This window comes from Paenibacillus gorillae (assembly GCF_000513275.1).
GTDB classification, from domain to species: Bacteria; Bacillota; Bacilli; order Paenibacillales; family Paenibacillaceae; genus Pristimantibacillus; species Pristimantibacillus gorillae.
The window spans coordinates 1-17,927 of record NZ_CBVJ010000105.1; the positions used below are offsets into that span (position 1 = coordinate 1).

Below are 17,927 nucleotides of genomic sequence, written 5' to 3' on the forward strand. Positions count from 1 at the left end.
GGTCGTGTTTGCTCCTGCTGCAATCGTCGAGCTGCTTGGCTGCGACGTAATCGACGGCGGCGAATTCACGGTTAGCACCGCGTTATTTGACACCGCAGCAGGATTCCCCGCTCCAGTTGCAACTACACGATACAGATAGCCGTTCATTCCGGCCGTTGCTCCCGTTATCGTCAGCGTTGCTGTCGTTGCTCCGCTATATGGCGCACCGTTCGAAATGCTTGTAAAACCAGCTCCCTGATCCACCTGCCACTGGTAACCGGTAGCATTCGCTGCCGATACCGAGAAGGTCGTGTTGCCTCCTGCTGCAATCGTCGAGTTGACCGGCTGCGCCGTAATCGACGGGGCAACAGGAATTGGGGTACCAATTTGTATATCGTTGAGTGCAATCCACATATCCCCATTTTGAGGAGTAATGCGGATCTCATCGACATTTTGAAATATCGATGCCGTCAACCCGTTGCTCTGAGAGAACGTATTCTCATAGTCGTTTTGAGTCGTATCCAGATTTACCGATCCGGTGGAAATACCATTATCATACCCGGTTACTGTAATAGGTCCACCACCCGAATCGGCTACATAAAAAGATTGAAAATCAAAATTAGTTGCAGGGTTACTGCTTTTTATCGTCATCAAACTAGCAGAAAGGCTATCGGCATAACCTGCAGCGATAGCAAACCTTGAATAAGGCTTTTCATAAGTCCATTGATATTCATCATCGCTTATAATTTGCAGTGTCATGCCTGGAATCGCAGTTGATCCCCCTTGTCCCGCAGTAACCGTACTGCCGCTAATACCTGCTGCAGACGTAAACGTTACCGTTCCAAGAGAAGCTGCTTTCGCAGGATAAGCTGGAAAATAAGACAGCATCATTAGCAATACCAGGATGGCTGCTGTCATTTTCCGCGGAAAACCTTTCATACTAAGATTCATCAATGACCCTCGCTTTCAATTTTAGAAAAAAATAAAATGTAAATTTATAGCATTATTCGACAATGATTCGACATGAATCGTTAGAATTCCTGCAATCCAAAGAAGTACAGGCAAAAAAAAGATAGCCATCCTAGGGACGACTATTTTATTTCTATCTTTCATTACAGTAGATTCTTCTCTACGTTGTCACTATGTCGTGTTGTACTTTCATAGACGATAGCTGCTAGTATCTCTTCTAGGAAATAGATTTTCTCCCATACAGTTTTAACTGAATGATCTCCAGCCGCCTTCAGCTTCTCAAATTCAGTCATTAGCGCTTTCTTTGTCGATTTCTCTTTCTCTGACTGGCTCAGAATGATATTATCATCGTTATACATCGTATCATTCATTTTAAAATTATCCCTGGCCTCCGTTAATGAATATTCCCCATTCGGGCCACCCCGTACTTCATCTGCATTTGAATCATCCTGCCCATCGTCCTCCCAACTACATAAATAACAGATTTCAAAAGCCCCTCTTTCTTCCAGAGTCAGATATCCGCAGCAAGGGCAGTGATATCGGTTACTGAATGCAATCTCATCGATAACTACACCATCCAATTTATAACTTATGTTATTCTTTCTTTTCATCTAACCACAGTCCCAAAAGTAATTTTCATATTAGAAGCATAAGTTAGATACGATTCAGTATTGAATTCCTTCGAAAGCAAAAGTTCATTCTCATACTGAATTTCGGCTTCTTCACGAGAAGCTCCCCGCTCAATCAAATTGTTGATAAAGACATCCCTTTCCTCACTTGGGGCATCCGCATAACCGCTCTCAATGAACCGGTCATACAATCTATTTTTACTAGCAGCCTCCATATGAGGATTAAGAAAGTTCACTTTATCTGAAACTCTGCATTCGATATCCCTTAAACCTAGTTGAGCCAAATACGCCGGGATCTTCATGCCTATATTGCCGTCCTTGCCGCTCCGAGCGGCGTCTTGTTCATAGAGCTTTTGCAGGAACCCTAACTGAAAAAACTCCGATTGCTCATGTCCATACATGTAAAAGTTCGATGCATTTGCTATCCAGTGAGGCTCAAACGTAATCACTTTCCCTATATTAACAACGCAATTAATCATCTTTTGCAATATAACCAGCGGGTTCGGCACATGAAGCAGAAAAGCATGGCAAATTGCTAGATCATACTTTCTCTCCAGCTCAATCTCCTGGATATCTCCTTGCACAAACTCTGTTTTATAAGAAAGCTTGGCGAATAGTTCTCGCGCTTCATTGAGCAGCTTATCTCCTAAGTCAACTCCTGTATACGTCGAACCCTCTGGCAATAGCGGAAGGAGCTTCAGTCCTAGATAGCCATACCCGCATCCGAAATCAATCAAATGTACAGGAGCTTCGATTTTCCAAACGGTCCTCACTAAAAATTCGATGTAATCATCATTGTAAAATAAGTCCTTGGAATTACGAAGATATTCAATTTGTGTATCCCAACAATATTCATTCATCACGTTACTCTCCTTATTTAATATTGAGATTATCTACTGACTCTGACTCAACCCCTGTAAGAATACTGCTTTTTTCTGGGAAAATATAGACTTATGTTCTTCAGTCATTTATACTACTATTGTAAGGGTTTGGAAGACAGCCCCTTGCTTTAATTATGTCAAAATACTGGATCGTCACTAACGTGGCGATTTTTTTTATTGCTTGCTTTTGCCCGCAAGACGTGATATTCACTTATTATCACAACTCAAAAAAGCCCAAGCAGCGCTGCTGCTCGGACTTTTAAACTTTCTATTTGATCTGCATCACACAAGCCTGATAATCAGGGAGCTAAAAACCTCCGGATTATCGTTTCGCCAAGCGCCTATACAGCCAATTAAACAGGCTTGGTAACTTCTCATCTCACTGCCAGCCTCATTGTCCTCATATGTAATTGCGATATTGATGCCCGGCTTGCGCCATGCCAAAATTCGACCGGAAAATCCAGGCCACTCGCATTCCTCATCCAGTTGAGGTCTATCGTATGCCGCTATAGACTCACCTGGTGTGGAGCTCATCGTGATTCCATTAGGAAGGTATCCGGAAAACGGAGCTTTAATTCTGTCATCCGACCCGGGAGCTAGAAAATGTACGGCACCAATAATCCATTCCTCTGGATTGGTATATTGAAGTCCAGTCAAATCATTTATTTTTGGCGGGCGGTAAATATCTATACGTATCGATGATTTCGGAGACCAGATGATATCGTCGTTGAAATAGCTGTTTGGCTTTGGCATTCGTTTGACGCCGAATGGCTGCAGTAAATCTTGAGCACTCTTCGGATTGTAAGGATGACCTAGCATTTCAATGAGCTGTTCGGATGGTTCTTTCATAATTTAGATTCCTTCCTTTCGCTTGATCAATTCACTGAGGGAAAAACGCTAGTAGTTTTCTCTGTCCAATCAGTATAAACATCACGTCCCTGTGCTGTCTATTAGCTTGTGCCTGGCAGTATAACAATGGTGCTTTCATCCACTTGATGCAAGCCTGCATGAGCCCCTTCTCAAAAATTCAATATTGCAATTGTAAATGAAAGCAAACATAATACGGTTGCTGGTAAAGCTTTTATCAACGTATCTCGCGCAATAAAGACTAATGTCAGAGCTGCAACAAGCATTGTTATTCCAAGAAGCGCGCCTGATAGGAATGCAAACATAGGCACCCATATTCCAATAATTAAACCCAGAGCCCCGACTATTTCGATGAATCCAGTAAGGAATTAAAAAACGCCGGCATCCCAAACCGCTTAAATTCTTTAGCCATTTTCCCTGAAATAATTTTTGTGCCAGTGAACATAAAAAATATACCTGCTGCAAACTGTAAGATGTTTAAAAACATTGCTCTATTCCCCCGTCTAATTTAATGTCTTATATATGCTATAGCATATATAAATTTTGTTATAAGAGATCCATGAACGGTTTTTCACTACTTCAATAGCTGTTTTATGTTGTTGTGTATAATGAATCTTAGTATTTGCCTATTAATTCATACGGTCACCTCCAATTTTTTAATCATCCAGAACATTCGAATACACTTTACCAAGCAAATCATGCAATTGTTTTAGCTCATCTTGTGTTAACGATCTGGTTACATAATTATGAGCTTCCATCACATTGACCATTAAGCTTTTCTTCAGCTCCATCCCTTTCCCGCTTAAAAACAAATCATGTGAACGTTTATCATGAAGATTAAGAACTCTGGTTACGATTTCTTTGGCCTCTAATGAATGAATCATTCTTACAACTGTAGTCTGATCTTTATCAATAGCTATAGCCAATTCTTTCTGAGTTGTTGCTCTATGCTCATCAAGAATACTAATAATCCCCCATTGTTCAGGTGTAACGTTGTAAGGCTTCAATTTTTTCGTAAAAAAATTAGTGAGCTTTACATCTGTCCGATGAATCAAAAATCCTGTTAGGTTGTTCAGCTTCATAATTTATCACACTTCTCTGCATCATAATATAATTTGTTGTTACTAATCGTTAATTATATGCTATAGCATGCATATAAGCAACTCTACTTTCAACATGTTGTATTTCAAGAACTGATTGTTTGTTCTGATAAAGCTGGAATTAAACGCTAAGCAACATTTAGCTTTTATCGCTCATTAAAGCCTCACTTGCCCGCAGCGTCTCCATATTTTTTCTTCCCCAAACTACAATAGATTCGATGATGGGACTTAACTCTTCGCCTGATTTTGTTAATGAATATTCAACTCTGGGCGGTATCTCAAAGAACTGTTCCCTATGCACAATTCCATTCGCAGTAAGCTCTTTAAGACAATTAGTTAGCATTGTCCCGGTTATACCTGGTAACAGTCTTTTCAGCTCGTTGTATCGCACAGATCCATTCTTACATAAAACAGATAATATAGGCAGGTTCCATTTATTACCGATTATATCAAATGCAAAAGTAGCAGGGCAGATATCTTGAATACTTTTTTTATTTTCCACTGTAAACGAGCTCCTTTAGTACGTTTTTAATACTAAGAAAGAATAATAATAGTACTTGTTATTCTAAAACAATAAAATATAATTGTCTACATGGCCGGCCATAACAGCTGAGTTCGAAATTGTTGATATTCATTAAAGAAAGGCAGGTATGTGTAAATGAACAACATGAATTGTAACCTTGAAACAGGTATTTGTGGTGTCAACGAGGAAACATCAAACGAACTAATCAACTTTAACAACCAAAATAAAAAAGTTACGCTCTATTATTTTACGGATCCAATATGTTCACATTGTTGGGCACTCGAACCCGTACTTAATCGTTTTCTCATACAATATGGTCACTATTTCAAATTCAAAACGGTTTTGGGCGGGCTGCTCCCCGGCTGGGATGGTTTTTCAGACCGATCTAACGGTATTCAAAAACCAGCTGATGTAGCTGAACATTGGAGAGAGGTTGGGATTCATTCGCGCATGCCAATCGATGGTACTCTCTGGTATGATAATCCTATTCAATCTTCATACCCGGCAACAAGAGTGTTTCATGTCATTCAGGACCAAACTCCCGCAAAAGCTCATGATTTTCTCCGTAAAACGAGAGAGGCTGTATTTGCATTCAACAAAAACGTAAGTGACAATCAGGTTCTGATCGATATTGTCAATCAAATTGGATTAGATGGAGAAAGTATTGTTAAAACGGCCAACGAGGATAGAGCTTATGATCTGATGGAGAAAGATTTTGATTTAGCAAGAAACTTCGGCGCAACCGGATTCCCTACAGTTATTATTGTCAATGAGGATAACACCGGACTTAAAGTGGTAGGTGCACAAAAACTCGAAGCTTATGTGTCGGCTTTAAGCAAAGTCCTTGATGACACTCCCATTCCTGCCGAAATTCCAACTTTACAAAACTGGATGGACAAAAATTCTTGGTGCTATTTTTCCAAAGAAATTGAGACCATGTATGATCTATCTAAAGAAGCAGTCTCCTCATTCGTTGAGCAATCCCTTAACCTAGATCAATATAATAAGCATGAGATTCTAGGTGAAATGTATATTAAGAAAAAATAAACCACTAATTATGGCGCAGCAATCGAATTTTTCGACCTGCGCCATAATTATTTATTTACATATAAAAGGGATATATTCTTACGTTTAGTTATACTCCCCTTTCTGCCTCTCCGCTTCAATTTGCTTCTGGTAACTTTAATAACTCAATTTCCTCATAACAAAAAAACGCCCTGTGAAGGACGTTCTCTTGGAATTTATATCTTGTACAAAAACCAACGATCTAATCCCTCGTGCTTTCGATTCGTCTTAGCTTTTCAGTGTCCCGAGCCGGAGATGAACCGAAGAAGCGGGAGTACTCTCGATTAAACTGTGAGGGACTCTGATAGCCAACATGATATGCAGCACTGGCTACTGGATAGCCCTCGAATGCAATGAGGTTTCTTGCCTCCAAAAGCCTTAATTGCTTTTGAAATTGAATAGGACTTAAACCCGTTGCCCTTTTAAATTGACGATGGAAGGTATTAATAGCCATACCCGCTTTCGATGCCATCTCACCAATGTCTATTGGCCTCGTAAAATTAACACGAAACCATTTTATAACCTGAGAAATCTTGGATAAATTGCTTTCCCGCAGACCAAATTGCCTCAAATGCCATCCTTGTGGTCCTATTAGGACGCGATAAAGAATTTCGCGCTCGTAAGCCGGTGCAAGAGCTGGAATATCTCTTGTTGTTTTCGATAATCGCAATAAACGCAGCCATGCCTCCATCAATTCAACGTCCATTTCACAAGCTGCGAAATGCTCTGAAGCAGTTGGTATTAGATTGTCAGGAAGATCCCTTAACAAACTCTGAAGAACATTCTGATTCAACTTAAGACCAAGGGACATGTAAGGACGGCCATCGCCGTCTGGCTGTACACTCGCTGTGACAGGAACATGTACCGGTAACACGAAATAGGATGGCCCATTCAGGTTAGTGATACGCTCCCCGATAGAAAGGATCTTTGTTCCTTGAACCGTAAAGCCTATCATCGGCTCGTAGAGCGCTGTAAGTTGATGTGCGGGAATGTCTCCTTTGATCATACTTAGCCCCGGCACTCCGGTTTCGATTTGTCGAGTGTCTGCGTCTTTCATTAGATCAATGATTTCATCAAGGACTTTATTCATGTACTTATTTTATCACATGACTGCTTCCCCCTCAATAAAACTTCGAAATACCTCGGCATTTTTAGGCTCTTCATATTCCATATATAAAGGAAAATTCAAGTTAACCGAAAGTTATGTGGTGCTTTTAGGCAATCAAAAGGCATTATTAGATCTATATTGTTTCAGCAGATGCGACTAAAATGAAATCAGATCGAACACATTATTAAGGAGGATCTTATGAAAATTGCAATTGTAACTGGCGGAAGTAATGGTATTGGAAAAGCGACGGCTCTTGAGCTTGGAAAGCGCGGAATTAGCGTCATTCTCACCTATAATTCCTATAAAGACAGGGCAGAAGCTGTCGTTAAGGAAATTGAGAGGAATCAAGGAGTTCGGGCAGTCGCACTAAAGCTTGATTTGACTCAACTATCAACTTTCGAAGCTTTCGTTGTAGAAGTGAAAAAGAGCCTCAAGGACGTTTGGAATACAACGACTTTTGACTACTTGGTTAATAATGGCGGAGTCGGTGGGCCAATGATGCTCACTGAGATGAGCGAAGAATACTTCGACAAGATTATGAATACGAACTTCAAAGGACCGATTTTCTTGACACAACAACTTGTCGGAATCATGAATGATGCCGGGGCCATCGTAAATACCACGAGCTCATCCAAAAATCAATCATTCCCAGGATACTCCGTCTACGGCTCGTTAAAAGCGGCATTCTCAACTTGGACTCGCTACATCGCCAAAGAACTTGCACCTCGACAAATTCGGGTCAACGCAATTTCGCCCGGTCCTACGCACAGCAATTTTGGTGATGGCGTATTCGATAAGCATCCTGAATTTATTAAGCCGCTGGCTGAGCAATCTGTATTTGGAAGAATCGGCCAACCCGAAGATATGGCAAAGGTCATTGTGAACTTATTGTCTGATGATTTCAGTTGGGTTACAGCCCAGGACGTTGAAGTGTCTGGCGGACATTTGCTTTAAGAACCTCGACATGCGAAGAACCGTTAATATCTTCAAGTTATCATTACCAATAATTAAAAAAATATGAATTAACCTAGAAAAAATAGCGGCGTACGGGAACTGATCCCTAAACCGCTATTTTTTATTTTGACACCCGTACAGCCCTAATACTATTTCAGATAGCTACATGAACAAAATCATCTATATAATCAAAATCTCTTGCGCTTAAGTATTTGTGAAATAACAGTGTACATCCCTCTTTATACTCTGTTTCTTTGGCAAGCCTTATCTCGAGTTCGATCTTAAAGTTTTCTTTATGTTTCATAGATAGACTAATCTACCATGATAAGATCGAGGAGGAAAATCGATATCATACTTCAGGGGGACAAATGATGAGAAAAAAAATGCTCGGATTATTGATAGCGGTTCTACTGTGCTTTCATTTTTCCGTCAGTTTTGCTGCAGGCGCAACGAAATCTTCAGCTGACTTTACGGACTTGAAGGATCTGGATGCTGCAACGAAAGCCAAGTTCGACAAGATGATAAGCGCTGGTGTATTCGACGGTGTGAGCGAGGGCACATTCGGGCTCAAAGAGGAGATGAACCGAGCCCAGTTCGCAAAGGTCGCGGCATTGACTAAGGGCCTTGAAGTCAATAAAGATTTGAAGACATCCAGTTTCAGCGACGTTAAGGCGGATGGCCCGAACGGTTATGCGCTTCCCTACATTGAAGCACTTAAATCTGCTGGAATTACGGATGGATCTGGCGAAGGTAAATATAATCCGGCCGGCAAAGTAACCAAAGAGCAGTTGGCCACATTCTTGGTCCGGCTAATAGACCAGGACGCGGAAGCAAAAGCGAAGACTGCCAGCGATAGTACGGTATCCAACTGGGCGCAGGGTTATGTTGCTCTTGCGTTGGAACTAAAATTGTTGAACAACGGTACAGACGGAAAGTTCGGCGGTCAAGCCAACGCAACGCGCGATCTGCTTGTGCTAGGCTCATACGAAGCCAAGGGTCAATTGGAAGCACAGGCAGAACAAAAGAAGAAAGAGGAAGAAGAAAAGAAACAGCAGCAAGGGCAGACTGGGTCTCCAGCTACGCAGCCCGTACAGGCTACCGTTGATACTCCTATGGCACTTCCTGCAGGCGGCACCGTGACTTCGGGAACGCATGTTACTTTAACTTCGGCGACCGCATCCGCGGCTATTTACTACACTACGGATCTCAGCGAGCCGACTACGTCCAGCACGCCGTATACGGGACTGATCATCATCACGAGCAGTACAACGATCAAAGCCATCGCCGTTAAGCCTGGCTCGAAGAATAGCTCGGTTGCGATATTCGAATATACGGTCGCGATGCCAATCGTTTTGCCAGACTCGATTTCGCCCTTGACCCAAGATCAACCTTATACCAGTACCGTAGCGAAGCTGTCCGGAGGAACGGGAGCCGTTACTTATGCAGTGACGAATGGAACACTGCCTGCGGGGCTGACTTTGAATCCAAGCACGGGAGCGATTACCGGCACTCCAAGCGTGAGCGGTGCGTATCACTTTACGATCGGCGCGACGGATTCGGCAACGCCTCCGGCAACAGCAACCATGCAATATACGGGTAATATCACGCCTTCATTATCCAAAATGTCACTAGATTTGATCAATGAAGCATCGGCTTCAGGTGTATGGACAGGAGTTACTGAGACGACTTTTACCGATGCGGGAATTACGGGGGTCACGTCTGAGAACCTATACGGTATCCAAGGCATATTGCAAGACTATGATTACCCTTCGACAGCACTTCCAAAAACATTGCTCGAAATTCAAGCGATTGTAGACGAGACTATTAATGTAGCTGCAATCTATGCCTTTTTAAATCCTTTCGGCGGAGGATCTGCCCCTACAGTAGAAGTATTCGCTCGCGCCGGTATCACCGGTGTGGATGCTGCTAATTTAGACGCTATCTTAGATGAGCTTAGTTTGGCTTATCAGGAGTCTAGGAACAATCCTTTTGGAACGCCGATGTCTACGAAACAAGATATTCAGGACGTTGTTGATCTTTTCTTAATCGTATAGCTTACCCTAGAAAAATAGCGGCGCAAGGGAGTAATCCCTGCCCGCTATTTTTTCATGGCAACCAGCATATATCCGCTCCCCCGAATTGTAATGATTATCTCTGGATTGGCAGGGTCAGCCTCGATTTTTTTACGTAAATTACTGATGTGTACAGCAACGGTTCTCGTATCCTCTAGACTCTCCATTCCCCAGATGAGCTGGAACAAAGCATCGACACTGACGACACGATTTACGTTTTGGGCCATATAGGAAAGTAGACTGAACTCTTTCTTCGATAAAAAAATAGCTTCACTGCCCAAGATGACAGACTGTGCGTAGAAATCCAGCGTCAAACCCGGCAACTCCAGCAGCTGATCCCTTCTGCCCTTCGACAACCTGCGAAGGTGAGCCTTGATCTTGGCCATGAGTACTCCGGGACTGAACGGCTTGGTCACATAATCATCGCCGCCATAGGATAATGCACTGATTTTCACCTCGTCTTCCTCAAGACTGCTCAGAAACAAGATCGGCGCATTCGTATAGCTGCGTGCGTTCATACACCAATCAATGCCGTTTTCATTAGCCAGCAGAACATCCAGTACGATCAAATCCGGCTCGAAAGACGCAAGCAGCTTCATGGCTTCTGTCCCGCTATGACTGTAGGAGGTCAGGAAACCCTCCCTCTCGCAATACACTTGAACAATCTCGCATATATGGGGATCATCATCGACGATCAATATTTTGTGAGTGTCCACCACGCCGTCACCTCCCTTCATTTACAACACAAGGAAGCGATATATAGAATATCGACCCCGTCTTGCCGTCGCTCTCCGCTCGAACTGTCCCTCCATGCGCTTGTACGATTTCCCTGCAAATAGCCAGCCCGAGACCGCTGCCCTCTACTCCCATCTCCACGCCCGGCCGATCATACTTATAATTGCGATCGAAGATTTGCTCGAGCTGATCTGGAGGAATACCCGTGCCTGAATCTTGTACGCTAATGATTGCATAGCGAGTATCATTCACCTCGTCCACTGCTAGCGCAATACGCACCAACCCACCTCCAGAGGTAAACTTCATCGCGTTCGAGACTAGATTAAACAAAGCCTGCTCTAATCTTGGCGCATCCATCTCGACAAGAGGCAAGTTCACTCGTTGATCTTCCGCATGTCCGATATCCAGCATGAAATCCAGCCCTGTGTCACGCACGACCAGCTCATATTGTTCAAAAAAACCACGCAAGAAGTGACTCACATGAACCGGCTCCATTTGGTACGAGACCTGTCCCGTCTCCAGATGCGACAAGAAGCTCAACTCCTCGATCATTCGGTTAATCCTTATCGTGTTGTCCCGGATATACTTCAGATACTGTTCATCACGTTCCGGCTTGACCCTGTCCTGTACAGCTTCAACATAACCAAGCATGCTGGACAACGGCATACGCAGATCATGCGTAATATAGGCAAGGAGCTTTTTCCTCCCTTGCTCGGAGTGAAGCAACCGGTCATACGAAGTGCGGAGATCATCGTGAGCTGCAGATAAGGCCTGTGTGCGTTCCTGCACGGTCTGCTCCAAATTCATATTCATTTCAGTCAGCTTGTCGTTAGCTGCCTGCAGCTCTCGTGCAATCCTTTCCTCGTTCGATGCCGCCCTCGTAAATCTTGAAGAGAGCAGAAGCATCTGTGCGATCGTAAATACCAACAGTCCAAGCGGAGAGGTATTTCCAATCAGCGACCATTCATTGTAATATAAAAAATCGTTGATGACCGTAACTAGCGCAACCGCCGACACCAGCAGGAAGACCAGCGCTCCCTCCATACGCTGCATAGCCACTCGGGCCAATCCAACCATCAGATAAATCATATGGAAAACAACCATCACACCGATCATCAGTAATAATTTTGTATATATAAGCGCAGGGGCCACCGCAACAACGATACAGAATGCACTGGTTACAATCCGCGAGCCAAGCTGAAACCAACGCGACACATAATTGGGAAAGATGCAATCAAAGTACTTCGTGATGATGTATCCACTGCTGCACAGAATCAGGTACTCGAGCTTGAACTGCAAGCCCCATGGAAAAGCCGGCCACAATTGTGTGAGCAATAGCTCGCCGACCAGCAGCGACCGGATACCGAACAACAGGGTGAACAGACCAAAATACAATGGAGCCCTGTCTTTGCGTCGCAGGATGAACAACAGCAGGTGATACACGCCAATCACTAGCAGGCTTGCGGTGATGAACATTTCAGCAGCGATTCTCAGATTTGTCCTGGCCGATAACACATCGCTGCCGCCGAGCTCAATATACTTGGTGATGCCGCCACGCTTATGATGGAAGTTGGCGACTTGCATAACCAGCTCCACTCTATCATTCTCGGGCTGGAAGAACACTAGCTTCGTTTCCAGATGCGGAGTCACGCCACTCTTGTCCCCACTAACTACACCAACTTCTTCCAGCAGCTCACCATTAACCCATAATTTATACGCATGAAAAATGGTAGGCAGCCGCAGAGCAAGCCGCTCGTTCCGATCCTGCTCGCTAAGCTCAATGACCACCCGAAAGGTTGCAAAGCCTGTACCGTTCAACTGCTGACCATCCAACCGATAGCCTAGCCAGGAGCCCGGGAGGCTGATCCAGCGGTCTTGATTTCCGTCCCTAGCCGAACGAATCTGTATGTCCTCTGGTGACAGCAGCTCTTGCCAGTAGAACGCCCACTCCCCTTGTAACTTTAGCGGATTCTTACTGACATGAACCTGCGTTAAATCCAGAATGCCTTCTTTACTTTCGATCTTAGGGGAATCCGATGCAGAGATGACGGCATAGCTTGCAACCAAACCAACAACAACGGCAGCAGCTATATAAAACAATATCGTACGAGAACCGAATCGGAGAATACCCCTCATTATAAACCCTACCCCAATCTACAAGAGCGCAATAAGTAAGTTGATTATCTAAATAATAGCATCATTAATGTACCCTGCAAATATCTGCGAGGCGTTGAAGGCAAACAACACTGAGGTCCTTTTTCGAAAATAAGAAAAACCGTCCCCCGGACGGTTCATTAACTCTTAAATACTACTTTCTTACGAGCAACACTACACTCTCCACATGTGTGGATTGCTTAATATTGACATAAAAAAAAGGGGACGAATTACGTCCCCACAGACAACGGATTCCCGAAATTTTTCCTGAATATGTTCATTGCCTTCACCTTGACTGACAACCGCCTCGAGTACGGTCGCCCGTGCTTTCAAGGTGTGCTGCTTGGCTCAATTTTTCATTCGCTTCCTCTGCTTATGCTATCTCTTCTTAATCTTAATAGCCACAAAGCGCCGACAATGAATAGCACTCCTGCAACATAAAATAAAGCTTTACTTTCCTCACCCGTTTTAGGCAGGACTTTTATTTGTACCTTTTCAATTGTCGGTACCAATGGTGTTGGTTTTGGCTCTTCTGCCAGTTTTGGTTCTTCTGTTGGCGTTGGCGTTGATTTTGGTTCTTCTGTTCGTGTTTTCTCTTCTTCCAGTTCTGGATCTTTTGTTGGCGTTTGCTCTTCTACCAGTTCTGGATCTTTTGTTGGTTTTGGCTCTTCTACTAGTTCTGTTTCTTCTGTTGGCTTAGGTGTTGTAGGCGTTGTTGGTGTAGTCGGTGTAGTCGGTGTTGAAGGCACGGGAGGCTTAAAGTTCAATAGCACATTTCTTTGCACATCCAATACATTGATTGCGACCGCACCTAAATCTTGAGTATCACTGACATAACTCGCTGACGAAGTGATGAACACGTCTCTGACAGATTGACGCATCATAAATTGGAGTCCAAACTCTACATCAGAAGCCTTATTATCATAATCGCCGTTGGCGACTGTAATGGTGATCGTCCTACTGTCAAGTCCTGCATCGGTGTATGTTGATTCAACTACAGTCGCGTTTGGATATCTAGCCTCCGTAGCATTATCAAGCTGAACTGATGGTATAATGACAGTTCCATCATAGTTCTTTTCTGTAGCTCTATAGGATACCGATACAACAAGGTTATCACTCGCATCAAATGATAATTGCTTATCAAATACATCCACCTCTGTTTTTGTATACGTTGGTTCTATAGGATTTAAACTGAGGTAGTAATTAAATAAATCCTCTCCCGCTTGTGTTGGCGGATAATGCTGGTTACGCCAGTCAGCTAAATCCGCTCCATTAGTGTAATGCCAAATGGCATATTGCGTAGCCCAAAGAGCCATGTCTTCGTCCAAACCTGTAATACCAGTGGCCGCTTGTAATTCTGCAACACTTTTCGTCGGAAAACCATTGAGCAGAACCGCCCTTAACATATCCCCATTTATCACCTTTCCTTTAATGAGGTAGTTGTTAATTTCTTGAAGTGGTGAATAGAACTCTTCACCAGTGCGATAACCGAAAAGATTGTTCGTAAGGGGATATTCTCTCGACCTATCAAAGCAATAAGCTAAAATGCCATCAGGAAGACCTGCTCCGTTCGGCCTTCGTTCATAAACTCCGTTATTGTATTCAGCTAAAACAATGATAGGATACATTCGCACATCAGGAAACCAATGATCTACGACCTCAAACTTTTCATTAACTGCAGGGGCCGCTTGGATAAATTGAAGTGGGGTTGAACCTAGCAGAATAATCAGAAATACGGCAAGCTTCACTTTTATGTTATTCAGTTGACATCTTTCCCTTCTAGAATCGTAGCAAATAACAGAGCACTTCTCGAGTGTGTTCTGTTATTACTTATATCATCGGTTATTGATGTCGTATTTTGAATTTTTTATCGGAAATAATTAACAATCAATGCTTTGATGTGGATCCGTCTCTCTTTGTTATCACAATTTTATCCATATAATACATATATTGATTGAACAGGGGCGGATAGAGTGAGTACACTTAGCTCAATTCTCTGCTTTACCACTAGCGATGATACAGTTCCCGTTATTTGAGCAGTCCTGTCACATCTCATTTTCATACCATCAATATTAGACACTCCACATGTGTGGAGTAGCAGAGTCTACACATGATACTTCATTAATATTTACGAATAAGCCCCCATTTCCACTGTGTTAAAGTGGCGATGGAGGCTTATTGTCAAGTCAACTTTGAGATTCCGAATGGCTATTTAAATCAAATTGGATTTTTGCAACAGTCTCTGGATAATCGTCGCAACCTAAGCCCTAGTTTCATCATCATAATTTACGGGGAGCGTTTCCATCTGACAGTGAGGCATAATTGCTCGATCGCACGAAATCGCGATGGGCTTCCTGAATCGCTTTCGCGCGCATCAGCAATTCCTCAGACCCACCATGCTTCAATTGCCCGGCAATCTGACTCAGCTTGAACGTGATATAAAAGTTCGCATCCGCTTTGCTACGGCTAAGCTGCAATGCGTCCTCATACGCTTGGCGTTCCATCGAGAGGCTCATTGCTTGTTCATGTAGATTGGGATCATGTCGCTGTAAGTATTCCATATCGACGGTGCGCAGCTTCTTACCCTGCATGAGTATATTTCGAATAGATGCCAGACGCGACTGATCCTTCGTCTCGAGTGCGTCCTTGCATTGCTGCATCGCTTTGAAATAATCACTTACCGACTGCAAGGATTTTATATTCACGTCATTCCCCCCTAATTAAAATATCTTCACATGCAGCATATACCATCTTCCATGACGGCAAGCTTTTCTTTCTCAAAAATCTACATATGTTACTTCTAATTTATCACGTAAAATTGTTCAATATATGAAATTCAAAGAAATCTTTAAGTTCGCACTTTCAACGCACCTATGGCAACCAGCATATATCCTGTCCCCCGAATCGCATGCCCATTTGTATGATATTTCGTCCATTTGATGACAATTCGTTAAAGTTTCTCAGTATTCCCTGCGCGCCGGAACGCCCCCATTTGATTCCATCAGCTTAAGTCCAGCCAATACAAAAAACGCAGCCCCGAGGGACTGCGTGCGTTTATCGTGTATGGCAGACCTTAGCGGGATTGAACCGCTGACCTCTTCGCTGCCAGCGAAGCGTTCTCTCAGATGAACTAAGTCTACTAAAACTTCGTCAACATTACATTGAGCGAACCTGCCACATCTCATTTTCGAATCATCAATATGACCGACTCCACATGAACCGTCCACGGGAACATATCGACCGGCGTCACTTCCGCTGTCCGGTAACCGCCTTCCTCCAGCACGCGCAGATCGCGAGCCAACGTCGACGGGTTGCAGCTCACGTAGACGACGCGCTCCGGCTTCATCGCCAGAATCGTATCGAGCAGCGCAGGATCACAGCCCTTGCGCGGCGGGTCAACGACGATGACATCGGCAACGATACCTTCCTCTCGCCAGCGCGGGATAACGACCTCGGCCGGTCCTGCCTCAAATGCAGCGTTGCCAATAATGTTCAGCTCCGCGTTTCGCTTCGCATCCTCAATCGCTTCCGGCACAATCTCAACACCGTATACATGGCCCGCTTGCCGCGCCAGGAACAACGAGATCGTGCCGATCCCACAATAAGCGTCAATGACCGACTCCGTGCCGGTCAGCCCCGCGTATTCCACCGCTTTGCGATACAGCTCCACCGTTTGCGCCGGGTTCACCTGGTAGAATGATCGTGCGGAGATTGCAAAACGGATGCCGTCGAGCTCATCATAGATGACCTCGCTGCCCCATAATACGCGCGTCTCGTCGCCGAATACGACGTTCGTATCTCTCTTGTTCACGTTCTGCACGATACTCTTCACAGCCGGGAGCGCCTCGCGGATTCGCTTGATCCACTCCTCCGCCTGCGGAAACTTCGTACCGTTCGTAACAAGTACGACCATGATCTCACCAGTAATAAAGCCAGTCCGTGCCATCACATGGCGAAGCAGCCCCTTGCCGCTTTCTTCATCATAAGCCGAAATGCCAAGGTCCCGCCCGATCGTCTTCACAACACGGACAACCTCATCATTACGGTCATGCTGAATGAGACAGTCGTCCATATCAATAATCCGGTGGCTGCCCCGCGCATAAAAGCCAGCGATCAGTTCGCTGCCCGCTCCACCGCTAGCACCAACAGGCACCTGTGCTTTATTCCGGTAGCGCCATGGCTCTGCCATGCCAACCGTAGGATGCACAATAATTCCCTCGCCCATAGCGTCATCTTCGCCATCCCCATTGGCAAAAGCCTTTCCGCCCGCAACCCTCAGCTTGCCGATCCGCTCCAACGAATCAACCACATGCTGCCTTTTCCACTCCAGCTGTGCCGGGTAATCGAAGTGCTGCAGTTGGCAGCCCCCGCATTTGTCGAAAATATCGCAAGGCGGCTCCACACGGTCGCTGCTCTCCGTCAGCAGCTCCTCCAGCCGGGCATAGCCATACTGCTTCTTCACTTTCATAACCTTCGCCCGTACACGCTCGCCAGGCAAAGCACCTTGAATGAACAAGGTAAAGCCGTCCGCGCGTCCGACACCCTCGCCGTCATGGGTCAGGCCGATAATATCGACCGTTACCTCTTCATTTTTCTGAAACGGCGCATCTTCACGAACCTTCGCCTTTACATTCGTCCCGCCCTTGTTCCCCGCTCCATTCCGGACGCCAGCTCCTCCGCTCCCTTTCTGCCTTCGAGCTCCGCCGCCTGCTTGTCCTCTGCCGTTATTACCTCTTCTGTTCATCCTAACAATCTCCGTTCCTCATGCTTTATCCCTCTAGTGTAATCCATCTCCAAAAAGAAATAAACCTCCATAAGCAGCCAATCGCCACCGGCGCAGCTTGCCCACAAAGGTTTATCATCACTATCTATTAACGGTACGTCGATATGC

Annotated in this window: 14 protein-coding genes, 1 tRNA gene and 2 pseudogenes; 3 read left to right on the forward strand and 14 right to left on the reverse strand. The window is 44.5% G+C overall.

Annotated features, from left to right (window positions below; translation table 11 throughout):
- From TY10_RS19540 to TY10_RS19570, 7 genes and pseudogenes are all read right to left on the reverse strand, one after another.
- A pseudogene (locus tag TY10_RS19540) lies at positions 1-930 on the reverse strand (immunoglobulin domain-containing protein); the annotation flags it as partial.
- Positions 931-1,091: 161 nt separating this feature from the next.
- Positions 1,092-1,559: a CPCC family cysteine-rich protein gene (locus tag TY10_RS29050; protein WP_052350655.1), complete on the reverse strand. Its 468-nt coding sequence runs from the start codon at positions 1,557-1,559 to the stop codon at positions 1,092-1,094.
- Positions 1,556-2,437, reverse strand: a complete 882-nt coding sequence (locus TY10_RS19550) for a methyltransferase domain-containing protein (RefSeq protein ID WP_042167121.1) — start codon at positions 2,435-2,437, stop codon at positions 1,556-1,558. Before TY10_RS19550 ends, TY10_RS29050 begins: the two co-directional genes overlap by 4 nt.
- 303 nt (positions 2,438-2,740) lie before the next feature.
- Positions 2,741-3,307 carry a hypothetical protein gene (locus tag TY10_RS19555; protein ID WP_042167123.1) on the reverse strand — a complete coding sequence of 189 codons (567 nt, stop codon included), beginning with the start codon at positions 3,305-3,307 and terminating at the stop codon, positions 2,741-2,743.
- 170 nt (positions 3,308-3,477) lie between these two features.
- Positions 3,478-3,812, reverse strand: a pseudogene (locus TY10_RS19560) (DoxX family protein).
- Positions 3,813-3,981: 169 nt separating this feature from the next.
- Positions 3,982-4,407 carry a MarR family winged helix-turn-helix transcriptional regulator gene (locus TY10_RS19565; RefSeq protein WP_042167124.1) on the reverse strand — a complete coding sequence of 142 codons (426 nt, stop codon included), beginning with the start codon at positions 4,405-4,407 and terminating at the stop codon, positions 3,982-3,984.
- A gap of 157 nt (positions 4,408-4,564) precedes the next feature.
- A complete protein-coding gene (locus tag TY10_RS19570; protein WP_042167125.1) occupies positions 4,565-4,927 on the reverse strand; it encodes a winged helix-turn-helix transcriptional regulator in 363 nt (120 codons plus the stop codon).
- Between the two features lie 156 nt (positions 4,928-5,083).
- Between TY10_RS19570 and TY10_RS19575 the strand changes: the two genes are divergently transcribed.
- Positions 5,084-5,995, forward strand: coding sequence for a DsbA family oxidoreductase (locus TY10_RS19575; protein WP_042167128.1), 912 nt, complete (start codon positions 5,084-5,086; stop codon positions 5,993-5,995).
- Positions 5,996-6,215: 220 nt separating this feature from the next.
- On the opposite strand, the gene TY10_RS19580 is transcribed toward TY10_RS19575, so the two are convergent.
- Complete coding sequence (locus TY10_RS19580) at positions 6,216-7,103, reverse strand: AraC family transcriptional regulator (protein WP_042167131.1); 888 nt, start codon at positions 7,101-7,103, stop codon at positions 6,216-6,218.
- Between the two features lie 216 nt (positions 7,104-7,319).
- Here TY10_RS19580 and TY10_RS19585 point away from each other — a divergent pair, with 216 nt between their 5' ends.
- Complete coding sequence (locus TY10_RS19585) at positions 7,320-8,075, forward strand: SDR family NAD(P)-dependent oxidoreductase (protein ID WP_042167136.1); 756 nt, start codon at positions 7,320-7,322, stop codon at positions 8,073-8,075.
- A gap of 368 nt (positions 8,076-8,443) precedes the next feature.
- Positions 8,444-10,129 carry a chitobiase/beta-hexosaminidase C-terminal domain-containing protein gene (locus tag TY10_RS31730; protein WP_238327797.1) on the forward strand — a complete coding sequence of 562 codons (1,686 nt, stop codon included), beginning with the start codon at positions 8,444-8,446 and terminating at the stop codon, positions 10,127-10,129.
- Positions 10,130-10,173: 44 nt separating this feature from the next.
- Here TY10_RS31730 and TY10_RS19595 read toward each other — a convergent pair whose 3' ends face one another.
- From TY10_RS19595 to rlmD, 6 genes are all read right to left on the reverse strand, one after another.
- Positions 10,174-10,866, reverse strand: coding sequence for a response regulator transcription factor (locus TY10_RS19595; RefSeq protein ID WP_081735373.1), 693 nt, complete (start codon positions 10,864-10,866; stop codon positions 10,174-10,176).
- Between the two features lie 4 nt (positions 10,867-10,870).
- Complete coding sequence (locus TY10_RS19600) at positions 10,871-13,018, reverse strand: sensor histidine kinase (RefSeq protein ID WP_042167140.1); 2,148 nt, start codon at positions 13,016-13,018, stop codon at positions 10,871-10,873.
- 374 nt (positions 13,019-13,392) lie between these two features.
- Positions 13,393-14,784 carry a TQXA domain-containing protein gene (locus TY10_RS19605; RefSeq protein WP_042167141.1) on the reverse strand — a complete coding sequence of 464 codons (1,392 nt, stop codon included), beginning with the start codon at positions 14,782-14,784 and terminating at the stop codon, positions 13,393-13,395.
- A gap of 531 nt (positions 14,785-15,315) precedes the next feature.
- Positions 15,316-15,741 carry a hypothetical protein gene (locus tag TY10_RS19610; RefSeq protein ID WP_042167144.1) on the reverse strand — a complete coding sequence of 142 codons (426 nt, stop codon included), beginning with the start codon at positions 15,739-15,741 and terminating at the stop codon, positions 15,316-15,318.
- Positions 15,742-16,100: 359 nt separating this feature from the next.
- Positions 16,101-16,174 (reverse strand) — tRNA-Ala (locus TY10_RS19615).
- Positions 16,175-16,217: 43 nt separating this feature from the next.
- Positions 16,218-17,780, reverse strand: coding sequence for a 23S rRNA (uracil(1939)-C(5))-methyltransferase RlmD (gene rlmD, locus TY10_RS19620; protein ID WP_081735374.1), 1,563 nt, complete (start codon positions 17,778-17,780; stop codon positions 16,218-16,220).
- Positions 17,781-17,927 lie beyond the last annotated feature (147 nt).

Excerpts from the sequence above, each read along its gene's own strand:
- TY10_RS29050 (WP_052350655.1), bottom strand. The coding sequence starts at position 1,559 with ATGAAAAGAAAGAATAACATAAGTTATAAATTGGATGGTGTAGTTATC.
- TY10_RS19550 (WP_042167121.1), bottom strand. The coding sequence starts at position 2,437 with ATGAATGAATATTGTTGGGATACACAAATTGAATATCTTCGTAATTCC.
- TY10_RS19555 (WP_042167123.1), bottom strand. The coding sequence starts at position 3,307 with ATGAAAGAACCATCCGAACAGCTCATTGAAATGCTAGGTCATCCTTAC.
- TY10_RS19565 (WP_042167124.1), bottom strand. The coding sequence starts at position 4,407 with ATGAAGCTGAACAACCTAACAGGATTTTTGATTCATCGGACAGATGTA.
- TY10_RS19575 (WP_042167128.1), top strand. The coding sequence starts at position 5,084 with ATGAACAACATGAATTGTAACCTTGAAACAGGTATTTGTGGTGTCAAC.
- TY10_RS19580 (WP_042167131.1), bottom strand. The coding sequence starts at position 7,103 with ATGAATAAAGTCCTTGATGAAATCATTGATCTAATGAAAGACGCAGAC.
- TY10_RS19585 (WP_042167136.1), top strand. The coding sequence starts at position 7,320 with ATGAAAATTGCAATTGTAACTGGCGGAAGTAATGGTATTGGAAAAGCG.
- TY10_RS31730 (WP_238327797.1), top strand. The coding sequence starts at position 8,444 with ATGATGAGAAAAAAAATGCTCGGATTATTGATAGCGGTTCTACTGTGC.
- TY10_RS19600 (WP_042167140.1), bottom strand. The coding sequence starts at position 13,018 with ATGAGGGGTATTCTCCGATTCGGTTCTCGTACGATATTGTTTTATATA.
- rlmD (WP_081735374.1), bottom strand. The coding sequence starts at position 17,780 with ATGAACAGAAGAGGTAATAACGGCAGAGGACAAGCAGGCGGCGGAGCT.